The following is a 19,306-nucleotide window of genomic DNA, read 5'->3' as shown; positions in this document are numbered from 1 at the left end:
ACATGAAAAGCACCAGACTCCCCATAGCCTTGCAACAAGCTGTTATGCGCTGTATGCGAGAAAAACTGCAACTTGCTAACCAGAAGCTGGATACCACCTATCCAGAGCCTGAAATCAACTATCAGCAACGCGGCACCAGCGCTGGCACTGCCTACCTGCAATATTGGCAGATACGGCTCAATCCGGTGCTGTTGATAGAAAATCAGCAACAATTTATCGATGAAGTGGTGCCACACGAACTGGCCCATTTGCTGGTTTATCGCCGTTTTGGTCGCGCCGCTGCTCCACACGGGAAAGAATGGCGCTGGATGATGGAGTCAATTTTAGGCGTTCCCCCCCGCCGCACGCACCCGTTCACCGTCACCTCGGTGCAGAGCAAAACCTACCCCTATCTGTGCGAGTGCCGTGATCATCAGCTAACGGTACGTCGTCATAATAAGGTAATGCGCAAAGAGGCTGAATATCGCTGCAGCCACTGCGGTACGATACTGCGTTTCAAAAGCCATTAAAGCGCTAAAAGCATTGCCTAACCGCAGCGCCTAACTCGTTAAAATATATCTATTATCTCATTGATAGCGCGTGGGGCATCCGCTACCCTGCCTGCTTTTAGTTATTAGGCTGTTCTGGAATATGTCTCGCAAAATCGGGCTGTTGTTGTCACTCATCGCTTTCTCCTCTTTTAGCTCGCTTGGTCGTTCAAACGACGATATAAAAATCAATAATTTCAGCCAGGCGAAGGCCGCGGCGGTAAAAATAAATCACGATGCACCGACTTTTTACTGTGGCTGCAAAGTCAGCTGGACCGGTAAAAAAGGCACGCCGGACCTGCAATCCTGCGGCTATGTTCCGCGCAAAAGTGCCCAACGAGCCGAACGCATTGAATGGGAACACGTGGTTCCGGCGTGGGAGTTTGGCCACCAGCGTCAGTGCTGGCAAAACGGCGGCAGAAAAAATTGTGCAAAAGACGCAGGCTATCGCCAGATTGAAACGGACCTGCATAATCTGCAGCCCGCAATCGGTGAAGTGAATGGCGATCGCAACAACTTTCAGTACAGTCAGTGGAATGCGCCTGCCGACCAGTATGGCCGCTGCGAGATGAAAGTTGATTTCAAAAACAAGGCTGCGGAGCCTCCCGCTCGCGCTCGCGGTGCCATTGCCCGCACCTATTTTTATATGCGCGACCGCTATCAACTCAGCCTGTCACGCCAGCAAACGCAGCTATTTACCGCTTGGGACAAGCTCTATCCGGTCACCCCGTGGGAGTGTGAACGCGATAATCGTATTGCCGCGGTGCAGGGGAATCATAACAACTATGTTCAGCAGGCTTGCCAGCGGGGAAACAGCTAACCTACTATATCTCCCAGCTCTGCTTGCCAAGCACGCTCCGTCTTGATGAACAGCCGAGCGTGCTGCTTAACAGCGCCAAGGCGCTGTTTTGTATTTTAGGACTACATAAGGACCACCGTGTCACATGCGAATACCGCGCATTTATCACCCCGAGCAACTTATCGCGCACAGCGAAGTCGCACTGAGCGAAGACGCCGCTAACCACGTAGGCCGCGTGCTGCGCATGCAGCCGGGTCAGCACGTTCAGCTGTTCGACGGTTCAAATCAAGTGTTCAACGCCAACATCACGCGCGTTGACAAGAAAAGCGTACACGTGCAGCTTGCCGACGCAGAGTTGGCCGATAATGAATCACCGCTAAATCTGCATCTCGGTCAGGTTATTTCTCGCGGTGAGAAGATGGAATTCACCATCCAAAAATCTATCGAACTGGGCGTAAACACCATCACGCCGCTGTTTTCAGAGCGCTGTGGCGTTAAACTGGACGGCGAAAGGCTGGCCAAAAAGCTGCAACAGTGGCAAAAAATCGCCATTGCCGCCTGTGAGCAGTGCGGAAGAAACCGCGTGCCTGAAATACGTGAAGCGATGTCGCTCGAGCAGTGGTGCGCCGAGCCGGACAACAGTTTGAAGCTAAATTTACACCCTCGCGCCAGCCACAGCATAAATACGCTGCCACTGCCGGTAGAACGTGTGCGATTATTGATTGGTCCTGAAGGCGGGCTTTCCGCCGACGAAATTGCGATGACCACGGGTTACGGATTTACTGATATCCTGTTGGGACCGCGCGTTTTACGCACAGAAACTACAGCGCTCACCGCCATAACCGCCCTGCAGGTGCGTTTTGGCGACTTGGGCTAGAAGCCGTCTCTAAAGGAGAGAAGATGATTAAGCTTGGCATCGTGATGGACCCGATTTCATCCATCAATATCAAGAAAGACACCAGCTTCGCCATGTTGCTGGAAGCTCAGCGTCGCGGCTATGAACTGCATTATATGGAGATGAACTCTCTTTATCTGCGCGGCGGAGAAGGTCGTGCACAAACCCGCAAGCTGCTGGTTAAGCAAGATTACGAAAACTGGTATCAGTTCGGCGACGAGCAGGACATCGCGCTGCATGACCTCGACGTTGTGCTGATGCGAAAAGATCCGCCGTTTGACACCGAGTTTATCTACGCGACCTATATTCTTGAGCGCGCAGAAGAGAAAGGCACGCTAATCGTTAATAAACCGCAGAGCCTGCGCGACTGTAACGAAAAGCTGTTCACCGCCTGGTTCCCTGAATTAACGCCGGACACGCTGGTCACGCGTAATGCTTCCCAGTTGAAAACTTTTTACAAAGAACATACCGACGTCATCCTCAAGCCGCTCGACGGCATGGGTGGCGCGTCGATTTTCCGTCTCAAGCCGGAAGACGCCAACGTATCGGTGGTAATTGAAACCCTGACCGAACACGGCAGCCGCTATTGCATGGCGCAAAATTACCTGCCCGCCATTAAAGACGGCGACAAGCGCGTTCTGGTTGTCGACGGCGAGCCTGTGCCCTACTGCCTAGCGCGGATCCCTTCACAGGGCGAAACCCGTGGCAACCTGGCCGCCGGTGGCCGTGGCGAAGCGCGTCCGTTAAGTGAAAGCGATTGGGCAATTGCGCGCGCCGTTGCTCCTACGTTGAAGAAAAAAGGCCTAATCTTTGTCGGCCTGGACATCATCGGCGATCGTCTGACCGAAATTAACGTGACCAGCCCAACCTGTGTACGTGAAATCGAAGCCGCATTCCCGGATATCTCCATTACCGGAATGCTGATGGATGCCATCGAAGTCCGTCTCGCAGCACGTTAATATGTCATTAATGGCGGCAAGACACTTTGCCGCCTGCTATTTTTATAGCCAACAATAAAGTATTCAAACATTTATGAATCTACAGCATCACTTTCTTATTGCCATGCCTGGACTGGAAGAACCTCTGTTCAAACGTTCAGTTATCTACGTGTGTGAACACAACGACGACGGCGCAATGGGCCTGGTGATCAATAAACTTGTCGACGATTTTACCGTCAAGAATGTATTAGATAAGTTAGACATCAACCCAATGCCGCGTGACCCAGCGATTAACCTCGACCGTCCCGTATTTTCGGGTGGCCCGCTGGCTGACGATCGCGGATTCATTCTGCATACGCCGCGTAAAGGCTTTGGTTCAAGTATTCAGATTTCTGAACACACAATGATAACCACCTCGAAAGACGTGCTTGAAACCTTAGGCACCCCTGACCAACCGAAAGACGTGCTGGTTGCGCTGGGCTATGCGGCCTGGGAACAGGGTCAGCTAGAGCAGGAGCTGTTAAATAACAGCTGGCTGACCATCGAAGCCAACAGCGATATTATTTTCAGAACGCCGATTGCCGACCGCTGGCGTGAAGCAGCCAAAATGATTGGCATTGAAGTCAGCCAGCTTGCCACCCACGCAGGCCACGCATAATGGGCAACCGCACGCTGTTTGCCTTCGACTTTGGCACTAAAAGTATCGGCCTGGCTATCGGCCAGGAAGTGACCGGTACTGCGCGCCCGCTAACGTCCTTCAAAGCGCAGGACGGCACGCCAGATTGGCAGAAAATCGAAAAACTGCTTAAAGAGTGGCTGCCTGACCTGGTTATCGTTGGCCTGCCGCTTAATATGGACGGCACCGAGCAGCCATTGACTGCCAGAGCTCGCAAATTCGCCAACCGCCTGCATGGCCGTTTTGGCGTTCAGGTTGAGCTGCACGATGAGCGCCTCAGCACGGTTGAAGCACGCGCGGACTTGTTCGAGCGCGGGGGATTTCGTGCGTTGGACAAAGGCAGCGTTGATGCCGCGTCGGCGGTGATTATTCTTGAAAGCTGGTTTGAGAATCAATGGAATAAGCCCTAAAGGGCCATTTCCCTCAGCCTTAAAGCAATCCTGAATCACTCCGCTGCTGCCTGCTCTGCTCAAAGGTCTGCATTCCGGCCCCTGAACCGGTTTGCAGGCTGTCCTGCAACTGATGCGTTTTACCCTCACGAATCAAATTACACACCGCCGGGGTTGAAGTCAGCATCTCATACAGCGCAACCCTTCCCCCTTGCCTGCTAACCACGAGCCTTTGCGCCAAAATCCCGCGCAGGCTGCCCGCTAACTGGGCGCGCACAAAGGCTTTTTCCTCGGCGGGAAAAACGTCAATCAATCGATCTACCGCCTGAGCGGCGTGGCGGGCGTGCAGCGTAGCCAATACCAGATGCCCGGTTTCTGCCGCTGTGAGTGCCAGCCTGATACTCTGCGTGTCGCGCAGTTCCCCCAGCAGCAGCACGTCTGGGTCCTCACGCAGCGCAGCGCGTATCGCCTCGGTAAAACAGGGCGTATGGGTGCCCATTTCTCGCTGCTGAATTAAACAACGTTGGCTAGTATGCAAAAATTCAATCGGGTCTTCCAACGTGATAATGTGCCGAGTGAGAGTTTGATTAAGGTGGCCTATCACGGCGGCAAGCGTGGTCGATTTACCGCTACCGGTGGCACCGGTTATCAGAATTAGACCGTCCTGCAGCTCACTGAGGGTACGCAACACCTCGGGAGCCTGCAGACTGATAAGACTTGGGCAGTGCTGGGGCAGCGGCCTTAGTGCCAGAGAAAGCCCGGCAGACTGGCGAAAAAAATTGACCCGCACGCGCCTGCCGCTGGCGAGCGTCACTGCGGCGTCCGCCTGACCTTTATGCTGCAGCTCGTATAATCGACTGCTGTCGAGCCAAGCTTCGCTCAGCGCCAACAGCTGCTCATGGCTTAAAGGTACGCTGAATTCGCCGGTCGTCAGCTCGCCGTCAATGCGTAACATCGGACGTTGTCCGGTACAAAGGTGCAGATCTGAAGCATTTTGCTTTACACTAAGCTCCACAAAATTATTGATATCCATTTGAAAATCTCCTGAGCCAATATGAACGAACGTCAGCATTCAGCTATTGCGGAAAATCTACAGCAAGTCAGAGAGCGTATCGCTTCTTCTGCCGCCCTTTGCGCGCGCGCTCCAGAAGAAATCACTCTGCTTGCCGTTAGCAAAACCAAGCCTGCGAGCGCTATCGAAGAAGCGATCGCCGCCGGGCAACTGGCCTTTGGTGAGAACTATGTTCAGGAAGGCGTGGAAAAGGTGGCCGCCTTTGCTGGTCATCAGCCGCCGCTGGTCTGGCACTTTATTGGCCCTTTACAGTCCAATAAAAGTCGCCTGGTCGCCGAGAGCTTTGATTGGTGCCATACCATTGACCGCCTGAAGATTGCTCAACGCCTTAACGAGCAGCGCCCTGCGGGTAAAGCACCTCTGCAGGTGCTGATCCAGGTGAATATCAGCGATGAGCAAAGTAAATCGGGGATCACACTGGTCGAAGTCGCACAGCTGGCCGCAGAGATTGCCGCTATGCCAAATCTTACCCTGCGCGGGTTAATGGCGATCCCGGCCGCCGAGAGTGAATATTCGCGTCAGTTGGCCGTTTTTAGCCAAATGACTGAGGCTTATGACCAGTTGAAGCAGCACTATCCTCAGGTCGATACGCTTTCAATGGGAATGACCGACGACATGCCCGCCGCCATCGCCGCGGGCAGCACCCTGGTCCGTATCGGCACCGCTATTTTCGGTGCCCGTGACTATTCGGCGTAAGATAATTTCAAAAACTGCGAACCCAGTACCGGGACCTGCAGCATCGCTACAGCGTTAAGTACGGCGGGTAGAAAGGAGCACTGTTCATCATGCAACATCGTAAAATATGCTTTATTGGCGCCGGTAACATGGCAGGGGCAATTATCGCAGGACTGGTTACCAGCGGATATCCGGCTAATTTGATCAGTGTCTGCGCGCCCTCTGGTAAAAATCGTGACGCGCTGGCAGAAAAATACGGCACTCGCAGCAGCAGCGATAATATTGCCTGTGCCAAAGAAGCCGACGTGGTCGTGTTGGCCGTTAAACCGCAGCTGATGGCCGACGTGTGCAGCGAGCTGCATAAGCAAGTCGATTTCAGCGGTAAGCTGGTGCTGTCGATTGCCGCTGGCGTGAGCGTGGCGCGCTTCATCGCGCTGCTGGGCAACGGGCTGAACATTGTGCGCGTGATGCCTAATACGCCCTCACTGGTGGGTAAAGGCATGAGCGGGCTGTATGCGTCAGAGCAGGTCAGCCAGCAGGACCGAGATTTCAGCAGCGAGCTGATGTCGGCGGTAGGTAAAGTGTGCTGGGTTGACACCGAAGAAGGGATCAATCACGTTATTGCCGCGGCGGGCAGTGCGCCAGCTTATTTCTTCCTGTTTATGGAAGCGATGCAGCAGGAAGCACAGCGTCAAGGTCTGAGTGCTGATACTGCACGTCTGCTGGTGCAACAGGCGGCGAGTGGCGCGGCGGCGCTGGTTGAAGCTAACCCTGAAACACCACTGTCTACGCTGCGTGAAAACGTGACGTCCAAAGGCGGCACCACCTTTGAAGCATTAAAAGTATTTAATGAGCGCGAACTGTCGGCTATCGTTGCCGAGGCAATGCAGGCTGCGATTACCCGCGCACAGGAAATGGAAAAACTTTTCTAGTCTGCCGCTGTAAATATTTTAGCTGTTAGTTTTAACGTTGGCCTGTCGTTTCAGGTCAACATCGTTTAGGGAAAAAATTGAAGTAATTCAAAGTAAAGCTTTGGATTATCGATCACAAGAATAAGGTTATTTATGCTCACGCTGACTTTCCTGGTCAAGACACTGATTGACCTCTATGTCATGGTTTTACTTTTACGCATCTGGATGCAGTGGGCGAGGACCGATTTTTACAATCCATTCTCGCAGTTTGTTGTTAAAATAACCCAGCCAATCATTGCGCCGATGCGCCGGGTCATTCCTCCGCTGGGGCCTATAGACAGTGCATCGCTGCTGCTGGCTTTCCTGCTGATGACGATTAAGTACCCGCTGCTGCTGCTGGTTCAGGGCGGTGGAATATCGCTGAGTCCGTATAACCTGCTGTTTGGCCTGATTGCGTTGGTGAAGTCCGCCGGTTATCTGGTGTTCTGGCTTATCATTATCCGCTCACTCATGAGCTGGGTTAGTCAGGGACGCGGCGCGATGGATTACGTGCTGATGCAGTTGACCGAGCCGCTGATGGCACCCATTCGTCGAATTATTCCGGCGATGGGCGGCATCGACTTCTCAGCGATGGTGGTTATTCTCATTCTTTATATGCTGAACTATCTCGGCATGGATTTGTTGGGCGAGCTCTGGTTCCTGCTGTGATCCGCAGTCGCTAAAACGCGGCGGGCAGTCGCGGGTTGTTTATCAACTCGTCGTGCTGTCCGCCGCGTAAATATTTTAATTTCAGGAAGTAGAAATGCAAAAAGTAGTACTGGCCACTGGCAACCCCGGAAAAGTGCGTGAACTCGCCTCGATACTCGCCAACTTTGGTCTTGACGTTGTGGCGCAAACCGAGCTGGGCGTTAATGACGCCGACGAAACCGGTCTGACTTTTATCGAAAACGCAATCCTTAAAGCACGTCATGCAGCCGAGATAACCGGATTGCCTGCCATCGCTGATGATTCGGGACTGGCGGTCGATTTTCTCGGTGGTGCACCGGGAATTTACTCTGCGCGTTATTCCGGTGAAGGTGCTACTGATCAGAAGAACCTCGAAAAACTGCTGGATGCGCTAAAAAACGTGCCGGAAGGCCAGCGTCAGGCACAGTTCCACTGTGTGCTGGTGTATATGCGTCACGCCAAAGACCCTACGCCGCTGGTTTGTCACGGCAGCTGGGCCGGTGAAATCATTCGCTCGCCCGCGGGCGAAGGTGGCTTTGGTTACGACCCGATCTTTTATGTTCCCGCCTTGGGCAAAACTGCCGCAGAGCTGACGCGCGAAGAAAAAAGCGCGGTGTCTCACCGTGGCCTGGCGTTGGCTCAGTTACTGCAAGCCATGTCCGGGGCTGCTGAAAAAAATGCGTAAGCTCCCGCCGTTAAGCCTTTATTTGCATATCCCGTGGTGTGTTCAAAAATGTCCATATTGCGATTTCAACTCGCACGCCCTCAAGGGCGAGGTGCCGCATGATGACTACGTAGCCCATCTGCTTGCGGACCTGGACGCCGACCTGCATCTGACTTCTGGGCGCACGGTAGAGACTATTTTTATTGGCGGAGGCACACCGAGCCTGCTGAGCAGCGAAGCGATGCAAAACCTGCTCGACGGCGTTCGCGCCCGCCTGCCAGTGGCTGCCGATGCTGAAATCACGATGGAAGCGAACCCGGGCACCGTTGAAGCCGACAGATTCAGTGCTTATCAGCGCGCCGGTGTGAACCGTATTTCCATCGGTGTGCAGAGCTTCAGCGCTGAAAAACTGGAGCGCCTTGGCCGTATCCACGGGCCGGAAGAAGCTAAACGTGCGGCGCATCTGGCGACCGACTTAGGCCTGCGCAGCTTTAACCTCGACCTGATGCACGGCCTGCCGAACCAGACGCTGGAACAGGCGCTCGACGATTTGCGTCAGGCCATTGCGCTCAACCCGCCGCATCTTTCCTGGTATCAGCTGACCATTGAACCCAACACTTTGTTTGCCTACAAAACGCCGGTATTGCCGGACGACGATGCGTTGTGGGACATCTTCGAGCAGGGCGACCAGCTGTTGACTGCCGCCGGATATCAGCAGTACGAGACCTCGGCCTATGCCAAGCCGGGCTATCAGTGCCAGCACAACCTTAATTATTGGCGCTTTGGCGATTACCTCGGCGTGGGCTGTGGCGCGCACGGCAAGCTGACTCAGTCCGATGGCCGCATTCTGCGCACGGTGAAAACCAAACATCCGCGTGGCTACATGCAGGGTCGTTACATGGACAAACAGCACGAGGTTGAGAGCAAAGAGCTGCCGTTCGAGTTCTTTATGAATCGATTCCGACTGCTTGAAGCAGCACCGCGTGAAGAGTTTGCGATTTATACTGGATTGGACGAGTCTGCTATTCGTGCGCAGCTCGACGATGCAATCGCCAAGGAGTACCTGGTTGAAACGGCCACACACTGGCAGATAACCGAGAAGGGAAAGTTGTTCCTGAACTCACTGCTGGAACTTTTTTTGGCTGACTAGTCGTGCTCCCCCATCCTAACCTTCCCTCACTGAAAAGAGCGGGAAGGTTAGGGCTAGGGTGCGGGGCGTCGCGGCACCCAAAACAAACGCTTTAGAATTACTTAATATCGGCCAACAGTTCTCGGCGCTGCTCTTCAAGCGAGGTCACACGATTACAGACACTGTGGCCAAAACCTTCAAACTCGCTCTGCTGTCTCTTCCACTCGGCCTGAACCGCCTGCTGCAGCCCGCCGAGATTGCTCATCATCGCCTGCAGAGGATTGCCGCCGCTGGTAACCTGACGCGTGCCCATTTCATTCATGCTGTCCTGCATTACGCCACCCATGGTTTGCTCAACCAGGTGTTGACCGTCCTGCTGCACTTTGTCGATAGCCTGATGGTGAAAAGTCAGGCCGTCTGAACGATGCTCGATAATGCGGTTCATCTGCTGTTTAAGCTGGCCGTCGAGGGTGGTCAGGCGATTGCGCACGTTACTGTCGGCCCCCAATTGCTTAACGATAACGCCGTCCATCGCCACGCGAGCCTTTTCAAGATGTGCTTTGGCACCCTGATCGATCCACGGTAAATCACGACGCAGCGCGGCCTGATAATCAATCGCTTCCTGACGCTGTTTAGCCGTCAGAGAAACCGCTTTTCCATTCTGGGTCAGGTCACCGTTGGGAGAAATCAGCAGATTGCCGCTGGCACCCACGACCTGCACCGTCTGCGGCTTGATAACAATGTCGTCCTGCGGCTTGGCACTGCACTGGAATTCTGCGTGAGCCTGCAGCGCCGTCAAGGCAATCAGACCGACCAGGCCGTGTTTCAATCCGCTTTTTGTTAACGCTTTTGCTGACGTTCTTGTAAACATTGTAACTCCCTTAGGTCATACAGACAGCGGGCAAAGCCTGGCTGTCTGTCTGCACTGATTTAAAATATCGAACGGCCAATGCGTTGCGCCAATAGTTCTAAGGCAGCAGTTCCTGCCAAAGAGTTCCCTGCGATATCAAGCTCTGGCGACCAGACGGCAATGCACATCTCTTCGGGCACGACGGCAATAATGCCACCACCCACGCCAGATTTACCCGGCATTCCCACCCGATAAGCAAACTCTCCAGCACCGTCGTACATGCCGCTTGTAACCATTAACGCATTGATATGCCTAGCCTGAGAGGACTCAATCAGCGGTTGATCACTGCCGGGCGGCACGCCTTTGTTAACCAGATAAAGGAAAGTACGCGCCAGTTCACAGCAGCTCATCTTAAGCGAGCAGTAGTTAAAATAGGTCTGCAAAACGGTGATGACGTCATTTTCAAAATTACCGAATGATTTCATCAGATAAGCGATAGCCGCGTTGCGGTCCGAATGTTCAAACTCGGAGCGTGCCACCAGCGGATCGTAGTGAATGTCTTGTTCATCCGCAAGTTGGCGTACCACTTCCAGCATGCGCTGCTTGGGAGCAGCAAGACGCGTTTGCAGCATATCGCAAATGACCAACGCGCCCGGATTGATAAACGGATTGCGCGGCTTGCCCTTTTCCAGCTCGAGCTGAACCAGCGAGTTAAACGGCTGCCCGGAAGGTTCTTTGCCCACCCGCTGCCAGATCTCATGCTCTTCATAGCGGCTCATCGCCAGCGTCAGGCTCAGCACTTTGGAAATAGACTGAATAGAGAAACGGGTGTGGGCATCACCGGCATAAAATTGTTGGCCGTCTACCGTGCACACTGCAATCCCCAGGTTTTGAGGGTCAACAGTCGCCAGCGCCGGAATATAGTCCGCCACTTTTCCCTGCCCAATCAAAGGCCGCACCTGTGAAAGGATCTCATCCAGCAGGCCGTTATCTAATTCAGTCGACACCGTTATTCCCTTTAAATAATAAAAGCGCCATGAAGGCGCTTTAGATAACTGATTCAGAGATTCAAAATGAGAAAATCAATCCCACCAGATATCGAACAGTTCGCTCACTTCAACGTCCTGCATTTTATGGTCTTCCAACCATTTTTTCACCAATTCACGATGTTCGTCGGTGCAAAGCCCAATTTCCTGCAGGCAAACCAACCCTTCCCACTGCAGATAACCGCTGCCGTCAAAGGCCAGTTTACTTGGCTCAATCGCGCCTTCGATGAAGGTGTCCAGCGCCGCGTCGATAGTCTCAACGTCAGTTCCCTCAGGGAAGCGCCATTTTACTGAGAAACCCAGCTCTTGAAACTCTTCAATGTGTAACTTCTTACGTAAACGACGACTACGATTCTTAGCCATTATTGCTTCCTCTCAAACATCAGATCCCATACGCCGTGGCCTAAACGTTGGCCACGCATTTCGAACTTGGTTACCGGGCGCGATTCTGGACGCGGCACATAGTTGCCTTCCGCCGATAGATTGCCATAGGTCTCAACGCGGGTCATCACTTCGAGCATGTGCTCGGCATAAGGTTCCCAGTCGGTTGCCATATGGAATACGCCACCCAGTTTCAATTTACGGCGCACCAGTTCCACGAACGGCGTCTGAACGATGCGGCGCTTGTTGTGGCGCGCTTTGTGCCACGGGTCAGGAAAGAATAGCTGCACCATGTCCAATGAGCCATCGGGGATCATGGTTTCGAGCACTTCAACCGCGTCGTGACACATAACGCGCAAATTGCCGACGCCCTCTTCCTGAGCCGTAGCCAGACATGCACCCACGCCCGGTGAATGCACCTCAATACCGATAAAGTTTTGTTCAGGGTGCTGCTGGGCCATCGTCACCAGCGAGGTGCCCATCCCAAAACCAATTTCCAGCACGGTGTGCGCTTCGCGACCAAACAGCGAGGCAATCTCGACAGGCTGCGACTGATATTCAACGCCCATCACCGGCCAGAGAGTATCCAGCGCATGCTGCTGACCTTTAGTCAGACGCCCCTGGCGGCGTACAAAACTGCGGATACGGCGCATGGCGCGACCGTTTTCATCAAACTCCGGTGAAATGACGTCATTTTTCATAATGCTTTCTATCTGTCTGGCGATAAATTTAGGGAAAGGCGCATTATCCAAAGATACCCAGCTTTAGCAAGCGATCGTTTAAAATCGGATACTTCGTTACCATTTTGCGTGTAAATGAATGCAAGTGAAGGAAAGTTCCGGTTTACAGCTCACAGACTCTATGCTGCAATCCTTAGCTGAATTTTAACCCCCCGACGGAGGCTGCAAAACGCCTATGATGGACGCGCATCGGTTCGCGCCTGCGGTACTCGATTGGTATCAACGCTATGGTCGCAAGACCCTGCCGTGGCAGCTCGAAAAAACGCCCTATAAAGTCTGGCTCTCTGAGGTGATGTTACAACAAACTCAGGTGGCGACCGTTATTCCTTATTTTCAGCGCTTTATGGAGAATTTCCCCACCGTTACTGCCTTGGCAGCTGCTCCGCTCGATGAGGTTCTGCACCTGTGGACCGGGCTGGGCTATTACGCCCGCGCCCGCAATTTGCACAAGGCCGCGCAGACTATTGTGGCACAACATCACGGTGAATTCCCGACCACTTTTGAAGAAGTTAATGCCCTTCCGGGCGTTGGCAGGTCCACCGCCGGGGCCATTCTGTCTCTTTCATTGGGCCAGCACTATCCGATTCTTGACGGCAATGTTAAGCGCGTTTTAGCCCGCTGTTATGCTATTGAAGGTTGGCCGGGCGAGAAAAAAGTTGAAAACCGGCTGTGGAAAATCAGTGAAGACGTCACGCCAGCGGTGGGCGTTGAGCAGTTTAATCAGGCAATGATGGACCTCGGCGCGATGGTTTGCACCCGTTCGCGGCCAAAGTGCGAGCTGTGTCCACTCAGTTTTGGCTGCGTCGCCTATGCCAACCACAGTTGGGCCAACTATCCGGGTAAAAAACCCAAAAAAACGCTACCGGAGAAAACCGCCTGGATGCTGATGATTCAACAGGGCAACAACGTCTGGCTCGAGCAGCGTCCGCCTGTTGGCCTGTGGGGCGGCCTGTTCTGTTTCCCGCAGTTCACCAGCGAAGACGAGCTGATCATCGGCGGCAAGAAGTACGACGTACCACGCAAATCAATGCAGCAGGGGATTGCTTTTCGCCACACTTTCAGTCATTTCCACTTAGATATCGTGCCAATGTGGGTAAATATCGAGTCAGCAGCGGGTTGCATGGATGAAGGCTCGGGTCTCTGGTATAACTTAGCGCAGCCACAGTCTGTCGGGCTAGCGGCTCCGGTTGAGCGTCTGTTGAATCAGCTGGCAAAGGATCTGCCCCGATAACAAAATTTTAACCCTAACCTGCTGAATAAAAATAACATTATTTTTTAGCAGGGTAGAGTCTGGCCACTAGGCCATTGATGAGGAATGAAGTATGAGCAGAACAATTTTTTGTACGTTCTTGAACAAAGAAGCCGAAGGCCAGGATTTTCAGCTCTATCCGGGCGAAGTGGGTAAACGTATCTTCAATGAGATTTCTAAAGAAGCCTGGTCAGAGTGGATGAAAAAACAAACCATGCTCATCAACGAGAAAAAATTAAGCATGATGAATCCTGAAGACCGCAAACTGCTGGAGCAGGAGATGATCAAATTCTTGTTCGAAGGCCATGATGTGCATATTGAAGGTTACACCCCACCTTCACAGTAAAACCCAATACCCGCGGGTATTTATGATTGGGGCTAGCGTCTAAACGGACGATGGCCCTATTTTTCATCACGATATGGCTATTAAGATGAAGAAAATTTTAGCGTTGCTGGTTATCGCACCTTTACTGATTTCCTGTTCGAGCAATAAAAAAGACCTTTTTAACGAAGCTTACGTCAAAGACACCAACGGTTTTGACATTTTGATGGGCCAATTTGCCCACAATATTGAAAACATCTGGGGCATGAATGAAGTTCTGATCGCCGGTCCAAAAGACTACGTAAAATACAGCGATGCTTATGAAACCCGCAGCCACATTAACTTTGAGGCGGGTACTATTACCATCGAGACTATTTCAGGCCTCGACCCTGCCGACAAACTGCGTCAGGCGATAGTGAAAACCCTGTTGGTCGGCGAAGATGCCAGCGGCGTAGACCTTTACTCCGACGCCAACGATATTCAAATCAGTAAAGAACCGATGCTTTACGGTCAGGTACTGGACAACACCGGGCAACCTATTCGCTGGCAGGGCCGTGCGACCAGTTTCGCCAACTATTTGTTGCAGTATAAACTGCAACAACGCCAGTCCGGCATGCACATTATTTACTCCGTAACCATTCAGATGGTGCCAAACCACCTGGACAAACGTGCGCATAAATATCTGCCGCTGGTGCGTGAAGCCGCCGCGAGATACGGCGTCGATCAGTCACTGATCTTAGCCATTATGCAAACCGAATCTGCGTTTAACCCGTATGCGGTCAGCAATGCCGACGCCTTGGGTCTGATGCAGGTAGTACAGCATTCGGCCGGCGCTGACGTCTTTAAATCGGAAGGGAAATGGGGCAAGCCAAGCAGAAGCTACCTGTTTGATCCAGCAAATAATATTAACACTGGCACGGCGTATCTGGCGATTTTGCAGAACGCCTACCTGGCCGGAATTGCTAACCCGACCTCGAGACGTTATGCGGTAATTACCGCCTATAACGGCGGTGCGGGAAGCGTGCTTCGCGTCTTCTCGAGTGATAAAACGCAGGCGTTTAACATGATTAACAATATGTCGCCGGGCGATGTTTACGACACGCTGGTCAGCCGTCATCCATCCGGTGAATCGCGTCGTTATCTCTACAAAGTTAACAATACCCAGAAAAGCTATCGTCGCACCGACTAGCCAGCCTGGAATTTGAAGCATATGAAACGGAGACCTTGGCGGATCTCCGTTTTTTTTTGTTCAATTTTTATAGTTTTGAGCGAATTATGAAAATCAGTCTGTAAAACCGTCTTATATTTATTGATTGCACCAACCCTTAACACATACCTGTTAGTTATCGCCTTTTTCCCAATTAAATCAAAAACCACTGCCTTTGCGGTGAATTTTTTACGGATGTCACATGCCCATAAACCCACTCTCTTTGCCGGTTATTCAACGCCCTCTTTCCGCTCAAAATTTCCCTCTTTCCCCGTCAACTACGTCAGCAAGCAGCAACCTGGATTACCTGGATCTGGCCCAGAGCAGCCACGGCCTCACCCGAGAGTTGATTAAGGCCATGCACGCGCCTCCTGATGCAGAAATCGATTGCACCCTGAAAGTTCTGGATGACATTTTGCAAGCCGCCGAAATGCAGTCTGCAGAATTATTCTCGCAGGCATCCGTTGAAGACTTTTATCTCCGGAAAGGCTTAACCGATTACATCATGGAAGGTGAGCCCGTTGTTGACCGTGAAGTGTGTCAGGCACTGAATATTTTGGCCCAAAATGGCCTGACGCCGCTTCATTCTGAAGTCGGTAGCGCAGGCTGTTGGCCACGACTCAAGCACGTATTACAGCTTTCAAATGACGAGAGGCTGGCAAGATATTTGCACAATACCAAGAATATCGCCCTGCGAAGCGTTATTTGCGTGGCAATTCCTACTCTATTGCGGCAAATGGTGGCTTATTTTATTGAATCTGGCTTAGAGACTTGCTCAGCCAATAAAACGACGCGAATGACATTGGCAGTGTTTGCCGGAACGGTTCCGCTGCTGCTCAATCTGGGGGGCGGCATACGTGATTATATGCAAGGCACAGCGACCGCCGTGACGCAATTTGCACGGGCATTTAACGTCGTGATCTCGAGCGCAGCGCTGATTGCCGCGGGAACAACCGGCGTACTGGCAGGATTAGCCTCAACGCTTCTCTCTTTCCACGCCTACAGCGTGCTTCGTGAATGCGGACAATCTCTTTTTCGCCTCAGTGACAATACACAGGTACACGTTGGCAGCACGCTCGGTACAGCAGCACTTTACATTCCCAATCAGATTGGCATTTCATCGGCCATGTCTTATCTGGCCTCGCCTTCCGGCGCTGGCGCCGCATTACAAAATTGCTCGTTTACAGATACCGTAATAAACGACCTGTTTAGGGCGGGGCTGAATACGCCGGGGGAAATACTGGATGCTATGGTGTTCAGCGGATTGAACAGCTTACAAACCGGCACCGAGTTACGTAACCACCTTGAGGTCGGTTTACCGGATCGCCAGCAGATTTCCGACACGCTCTTTAATGCCTTGGCGGCCAGGACGGCGTTAATGAATACCCCCATACTGACCGCCTCCTCATTGGAAACCGCTTTTGCACACTATTTTGACGAAAGGACTTTAGTTCAACTCAACGATATATTGACGTCTGGAGTGCTGGGCACGCTTTATCCACTGTTTGTTGCAACCGTAGCCGGGCATCGTGCCACTAGAAAGAGTCCGAACGACTCGGATTGCTAGTTTTTATTAATAAAAAAACGGAGCTAAAAAGCTCCGTTTTAACCTTGAGACTGCCCCATAAAACCGATTTATTCGGCGATCACATAGCCCATTACGCGTTTCCAACCCACTGGTTTTTTCTCGACGTAAACGCCCTGCAGTTCAGGAGAGAAGCCCGGTAGAATGTTTATACCTTCTTCCAGCGCCATGAAATAACGCTGAACCGCACCGCCCCAAAGCTCGCCGGGAACCACGCAGAGCACGCCCGGAGGATAAGGCAGCGCGCCTTCTGCCGCAATACGGCCCTCCGCCTGACTGATTGGCACCAGCTCGACGTTGTCGCGAATAAACTCGCTGTGCGCGTCTTGTGCATTCATCACCACCTGCGGGAAGCCCTTCTCGCGGAACATCTCTTTTTGCAGCTCTTTCACGTCGAAGCTGACATAAAGATTGTGCATTTCCTGACACAGTTGGCGAATGGTGTAGTCGCGATAACGCTCTTCATTTTTACGATACACCGTCGGCAATACTTCACTCAGCAAAGCATCTTCTTCAATATAACGCTCAAAACGAGCGATTTCGGCCACCAAATGCTGCATTTTCGACTCAGTTTCAGCCGGCGTCAGCAGGAACAGAATCGAGTTCAGGTCACATTTTTCCGGCACGATGCCATTTTCACGCAGGTAGTTGGCCAAAATAGTCGCCGGAATACCAAATTCGGTATATTTACCGCTGCTGGCATCAATACCCGGCGTAGTCAGTAACAGTTTGCACGGGTCTACGAAGTACTGCTTTTCGGCATAGCCGGCAAATGCATGCCAACGCTCGCCCGGAACAAAGTCAAAGAAGCGCACATCGTTAGCCATCATTTCAGTGTCATGATCCTGCCACGGCTTGCCGTCAACTGTCGGAGGCACAAACGGCTGAATCATCGAACACTGGTTGAGCAGCATTTTACGGGCGTCGATACCCAGCTTGACGCACTCCATCCACATATGTTTTCCACTGCCGCCGGCGTGCATGCGGGCATTGACGTCAAGTGCGGCAAACAGCGGATAAAACGGACTGGTTGAGGCGTGCATCATAAAGGCGTTATTGAGTTTTTTATGGCTACAGTGACGCTTCTGGCCCTTGATATGATTATCTTTTTTATGGATCTGTGAGGTCTGCGAGAAACCGGCCTGCTGCTTGTGAACCGACTGGGTCACAATAATGCCTGGATCGTTTTCGTCCAGCTCCAGCAGCAGCGGAGAGCACTCTTTCATCATCGGAATGAATTGCTCATAGCCAACCCACGCGGAGTCAAACAGGATGTAATCACAAAGATGACCAATTTTTTCAACCACCTGACGGGCGTTATATACCGTACCGTCGTAGGTGCCCAGCTGAATAATTGCCAGGCGGAACGGACGTTTCTCACCCGCGCGTTCTGGTGCAACCTGCTGAATTTGCTTGCGCAGATAGCGTTCGTCAAAACAGGCGGCATCAATCCCGCCGATAAAACCAAACGGGTTACGTGCAGTTTCAAGATATACCGGCGTCGCGCCCGCCTGCAGCAGCGCACCGTGATGGTTTGATTTATGGTTGTTGCGGTCGAACAACACCAAATCACCTCGGGTCAGCAAAGCGTTGGTGACCACTTTATTGGCCGCCGAGGTGCCGTTGAGCACAAAATAGGTTTTATCGGCGCTGAACACTTTCGCCGCATGTTTCTGTGCGTCTTTCGCTGACCCTTCGTGGATAAGCAGGTCACCGAGTTTAACGTCGGCGTTGCACATGTCGGCACGAAAAATGTTTTCGCCAAAGAATTCAAAGAACTGGCGACCCGCGGGATGACGACGAAAGAATTCGCCCCCCTGATGTCCCGGGCAGGCAAAGGTGGAGTTTTCCATTTCGACGTACTTTTTTAAGGTATCGAAAAACGGCGGGAACAAGCCCTGCTCGTACTCGTCGGCAGCGGCTTCAAGCTGGGCGGCATAAAACGCCTGGTTAGCATCGGCCAACGCAAAAACGCCTTTCAGCGCCGACAAAAAGTTTGGAGAAACCTGTTCCGCCCCCTGTACTGCAACAAACGCGGGGATGCTGAATCCCAAGGCTTCAACGTCCGCCAGCCTGCCGTTATTAAGGTCATCCACGGAAATCACTATTGCCGCAATGTCGGTATAGTCCGCGTTATCGAGGCTGACTACGCCGCGCGGTGTGTCGAGATGGGATGCCAAGGAGGCGCTTGCTGCTATTTTTAACTGTTTCATATTACAGGGCTCTCAAACGGTTAAGTAAGAGGGTGTGCCAGAGTGGCACGGCAATGAGCAGGTTAATTAACGCGGAGGAAACTTTCAGGATAATCCACGCGCAGAGACCGGCCCGGCAAAGTGACGTTAGCTAAGGGGTGATGTCCGAGTTTTATCAGGCAAGGCTTAGTATAAAGCATAGCTGTTACAGAACGATTTACCGGTCTTAGCCACGTCTGATAGACATCAGTAAAATCAGAGTCACGCTCTATTTTTAACAATGCCTAACAGCGAGCAAAGGCTAGCCTTACCGCATGAAAGGATTTACAACGG

General features: G+C 52.4%; 21 protein-coding genes. 15 read left to right on the top strand and 6 right to left on the bottom strand.

The window, feature by feature from the left end:
* Positions 1-2 precede the first annotated feature (2 nt).
* The 6 genes from GA565_RS04700 (at position 3) to ruvX (ending at position 4,245) form a co-directional block, all read left to right on the top strand.
* The gene (locus GA565_RS04700) at positions 3-509 is read left to right on the top strand and encodes a SprT family zinc-dependent metalloprotease (RefSeq protein ID WP_152197541.1); all 507 of its coding nucleotides are present in this window, start codon (positions 3-5) and stop codon (positions 507-509) included.
* Positions 510-630: 121 nt separating this feature from the next.
* A complete protein-coding gene (endA, locus tag GA565_RS04695; RefSeq protein WP_152197540.1) occupies positions 631-1,347 on the top strand; it encodes a deoxyribonuclease I in 717 nt (238 codons plus the stop codon).
* Positions 1,348-1,471: 124 nt separating this feature from the next.
* Complete coding sequence (gene rsmE, locus GA565_RS04690; protein WP_152197539.1) at positions 1,472-2,203, top strand: 16S rRNA (uracil(1498)-N(3))-methyltransferase; 732 nt, start codon at positions 1,472-1,474, stop codon at positions 2,201-2,203.
* A gap of 23 nt (positions 2,204-2,226) precedes the next feature.
* The gene (gene gshB / locus GA565_RS04685; protein WP_055781877.1) at positions 2,227-3,180 is read left to right on the top strand and encodes a glutathione synthase; all 954 of its coding nucleotides are present in this window, start codon (positions 2,227-2,229) and stop codon (positions 3,178-3,180) included.
* Positions 3,181-3,253: 73 nt separating this feature from the next.
* Entirely contained in the window at positions 3,254-3,817 is a 564-nt protein-coding gene (locus GA565_RS04680; protein WP_055781880.1) for a YqgE/AlgH family protein, read from the top strand.
* Complete coding sequence (ruvX, locus tag GA565_RS04675; RefSeq protein ID WP_055781883.1) at positions 3,817-4,245, top strand: Holliday junction resolvase RuvX; 429 nt, start codon at positions 3,817-3,819, stop codon at positions 4,243-4,245. Before GA565_RS04680 ends, ruvX begins: the two co-directional genes overlap by 1 nt.
* Before the next feature lie 19 nt (positions 4,246-4,264).
* Here ruvX and GA565_RS04670 read toward each other — a convergent pair whose 3' ends face one another.
* Positions 4,265-5,257: a type IV pilus twitching motility protein PilT gene (locus GA565_RS04670; protein ID WP_152197538.1), complete on the bottom strand. Its 993-nt coding sequence runs from the start codon at positions 5,255-5,257 to the stop codon at positions 4,265-4,267.
* 21 nt (positions 5,258-5,278) lie between these two features.
* Here GA565_RS04670 and GA565_RS04665 point away from each other — a divergent pair, with 21 nt between their 5' ends.
* The 5 genes from GA565_RS04665 to hemW all read left to right on the top strand — a co-directional run bounded on the left by GA565_RS04665 (position 5,279) and on the right by hemW (position 9,422).
* Entirely contained in the window at positions 5,279-5,992 is a 714-nt protein-coding gene (locus GA565_RS04665) for a YggS family pyridoxal phosphate-dependent enzyme (protein ID WP_152197537.1), read from the top strand.
* Positions 5,993-6,081: 89 nt separating this feature from the next.
* Positions 6,082-6,903: a pyrroline-5-carboxylate reductase gene (gene proC, locus GA565_RS04660; protein WP_152197536.1), complete on the top strand. Its 822-nt coding sequence runs from the start codon at positions 6,082-6,084 to the stop codon at positions 6,901-6,903.
* Positions 6,904-7,035: 132 nt separating this feature from the next.
* The gene (locus tag GA565_RS04655) at positions 7,036-7,590 is read left to right on the top strand and encodes a YggT family protein (protein ID WP_055781895.1); all 555 of its coding nucleotides are present in this window, start codon (positions 7,036-7,038) and stop codon (positions 7,588-7,590) included.
* A 94-nt stretch (positions 7,591-7,684) separates the two neighbouring features.
* Positions 7,685-8,293, top strand: a complete 609-nt coding sequence (locus GA565_RS04650; protein ID WP_152197535.1) for an XTP/dITP diphosphatase — start codon at positions 7,685-7,687, stop codon at positions 8,291-8,293.
* Positions 8,286-9,422, top strand: coding sequence for a radical SAM family heme chaperone HemW (gene hemW, locus GA565_RS04645; RefSeq protein ID WP_152197534.1), 1,137 nt, complete (start codon positions 8,286-8,288; stop codon positions 9,420-9,422). The genes GA565_RS04650 and hemW overlap by 8 nt, the downstream gene beginning before the upstream one ends.
* Positions 9,423-9,519: 97 nt before the next feature.
* Here the strand turns inward: hemW and GA565_RS04640 are convergent, their stop codons facing one another.
* From GA565_RS04640 to trmB, 4 genes are all read right to left on the bottom strand, one after another.
* Positions 9,520-10,272, bottom strand: a complete 753-nt coding sequence (locus GA565_RS04640) for a DUF2884 domain-containing protein (protein WP_152197533.1) — start codon at positions 10,270-10,272, stop codon at positions 9,520-9,522.
* 59 nt (positions 10,273-10,331) lie between these two features.
* Positions 10,332-11,258 carry a glutaminase B gene (gene glsB / locus GA565_RS04635; protein WP_152197532.1) on the bottom strand — a complete coding sequence of 309 codons (927 nt, stop codon included), beginning with the start codon at positions 11,256-11,258 and terminating at the stop codon, positions 10,332-10,334.
* A gap of 75 nt (positions 11,259-11,333) precedes the next feature.
* The gene (locus GA565_RS04630; RefSeq protein WP_055781908.1) at positions 11,334-11,660 is read right to left on the bottom strand and encodes a YggL family protein; all 327 of its coding nucleotides are present in this window, start codon (positions 11,658-11,660) and stop codon (positions 11,334-11,336) included.
* Entirely contained in the window at positions 11,660-12,379 is a 720-nt protein-coding gene (gene trmB, locus GA565_RS04625; protein ID WP_152197531.1) for a tRNA (guanosine(46)-N7)-methyltransferase TrmB, read from the bottom strand. The genes GA565_RS04630 and trmB overlap by 1 nt, the downstream gene beginning before the upstream one ends.
* Before the next feature lie 217 nt (positions 12,380-12,596).
* Between trmB and mutY the strand changes: the two genes are divergently transcribed.
* The 4 genes from mutY (at position 12,597) to GA565_RS04605 (ending at position 16,763) form a co-directional block, all read left to right on the top strand.
* Positions 12,597-13,649: an A/G-specific adenine glycosylase gene (gene mutY, locus GA565_RS04620; protein ID WP_152201312.1), complete on the top strand. Its 1,053-nt coding sequence runs from the start codon at positions 12,597-12,599 to the stop codon at positions 13,647-13,649.
* 91 nt (positions 13,650-13,740) lie between these two features.
* Positions 13,741-14,013, top strand: a complete 273-nt coding sequence (locus tag GA565_RS04615) for an oxidative damage protection protein (protein ID WP_055781919.1) — start codon at positions 13,741-13,743, stop codon at positions 14,011-14,013.
* An 85-nt stretch (positions 14,014-14,098) separates the two neighbouring features.
* Entirely contained in the window at positions 14,099-15,178 is a 1,080-nt protein-coding gene (mltC, locus tag GA565_RS04610) for a membrane-bound lytic murein transglycosylase MltC (RefSeq protein ID WP_193311875.1), read from the top strand.
* 220 nt (positions 15,179-15,398) lie between these two features.
* Positions 15,399-16,763: a hypothetical protein gene (locus GA565_RS04605; protein WP_152197529.1), complete on the top strand. Its 1,365-nt coding sequence runs from the start codon at positions 15,399-15,401 to the stop codon at positions 16,761-16,763.
* A gap of 68 nt (positions 16,764-16,831) precedes the next feature.
* On the opposite strand, the gene speF is transcribed toward GA565_RS04605, so the two are convergent.
* A complete protein-coding gene (speF, locus tag GA565_RS04600) occupies positions 16,832-18,994 on the bottom strand; it encodes an ornithine decarboxylase SpeF (RefSeq protein ID WP_152197528.1) in 2,163 nt (720 codons plus the stop codon).
* Positions 18,995-19,306: the final 312 nt, after the last annotated feature.

Origin of the sequence: Rouxiella sp. S1S-2 (assembly GCF_009208105.1) — a bacterium.
GTDB lineage: Bacteria > Pseudomonadota > Gammaproteobacteria > Enterobacterales > Enterobacteriaceae > Rouxiella.
This window is presented reverse-complemented; position numbering and strand designations above follow the sequence as displayed.

What these genes read in the sequence shown, in the direction of transcription:
- GA565_RS04700 (WP_152197541.1), top strand. Translation starts at nt 3, where the DNA reads ATGAAAAGCACCAGACTCCCCATAGCCTTGCAACAAGCTGTTATGCGC.
- endA (WP_152197540.1), top strand. Translation starts at nt 631, where the DNA reads ATGTCTCGCAAAATCGGGCTGTTGTTGTCACTCATCGCTTTCTCCTCT.
- rsmE (WP_152197539.1), top strand. Translation starts at nt 1,472, where the DNA reads ATGCGAATACCGCGCATTTATCACCCCGAGCAACTTATCGCGCACAGC.
- gshB (WP_055781877.1), top strand. Translation starts at nt 2,227, where the DNA reads ATGATTAAGCTTGGCATCGTGATGGACCCGATTTCATCCATCAATATC.
- GA565_RS04680 (WP_055781880.1), top strand. Translation starts at nt 3,254, where the DNA reads ATGAATCTACAGCATCACTTTCTTATTGCCATGCCTGGACTGGAAGAA.
- ruvX (WP_055781883.1), top strand. Translation starts at nt 3,817, where the DNA reads ATGGGCAACCGCACGCTGTTTGCCTTCGACTTTGGCACTAAAAGTATC.
- GA565_RS04670 (WP_152197538.1), bottom strand. Translation starts at nt 5,257, where the DNA reads ATGGATATCAATAATTTTGTGGAGCTTAGTGTAAAGCAAAATGCTTCA.
- GA565_RS04665 (WP_152197537.1), top strand. Translation starts at nt 5,279, where the DNA reads ATGAACGAACGTCAGCATTCAGCTATTGCGGAAAATCTACAGCAAGTC.
- proC (WP_152197536.1), top strand. Translation starts at nt 6,082, where the DNA reads ATGCAACATCGTAAAATATGCTTTATTGGCGCCGGTAACATGGCAGGG.
- GA565_RS04655 (WP_055781895.1), top strand. Translation starts at nt 7,036, where the DNA reads ATGCTCACGCTGACTTTCCTGGTCAAGACACTGATTGACCTCTATGTC.
- GA565_RS04650 (WP_152197535.1), top strand. Translation starts at nt 7,685, where the DNA reads ATGCAAAAAGTAGTACTGGCCACTGGCAACCCCGGAAAAGTGCGTGAA.
- hemW (WP_152197534.1), top strand. Translation starts at nt 8,286, where the DNA reads ATGCGTAAGCTCCCGCCGTTAAGCCTTTATTTGCATATCCCGTGGTGT.
- GA565_RS04640 (WP_152197533.1), bottom strand. Translation starts at nt 10,272, where the DNA reads ATGTTTACAAGAACGTCAGCAAAAGCGTTAACAAAAAGCGGATTGAAA.
- GA565_RS04630 (WP_055781908.1), bottom strand. Translation starts at nt 11,660, where the DNA reads ATGGCTAAGAATCGTAGTCGTCGTTTACGTAAGAAGTTACACATTGAA.
- trmB (WP_152197531.1), bottom strand. Translation starts at nt 12,379, where the DNA reads ATGAAAAATGACGTCATTTCACCGGAGTTTGATGAAAACGGTCGCGCC.
- mutY (WP_152201312.1), top strand. Translation starts at nt 12,597, where the DNA reads ATGGACGCGCATCGGTTCGCGCCTGCGGTACTCGATTGGTATCAACGC.
- GA565_RS04615 (WP_055781919.1), top strand. Translation starts at nt 13,741, where the DNA reads ATGAGCAGAACAATTTTTTGTACGTTCTTGAACAAAGAAGCCGAAGGC.
- mltC (WP_193311875.1), top strand. Translation starts at nt 14,099, where the DNA reads ATGAAGAAAATTTTAGCGTTGCTGGTTATCGCACCTTTACTGATTTCC.
- GA565_RS04605 (WP_152197529.1), top strand. Translation starts at nt 15,399, where the DNA reads ATGCCCATAAACCCACTCTCTTTGCCGGTTATTCAACGCCCTCTTTCC.
- speF (WP_152197528.1), bottom strand. Translation starts at nt 18,994, where the DNA reads ATGAAACAGTTAAAAATAGCAGCAAGCGCCTCCTTGGCATCCCATCTC.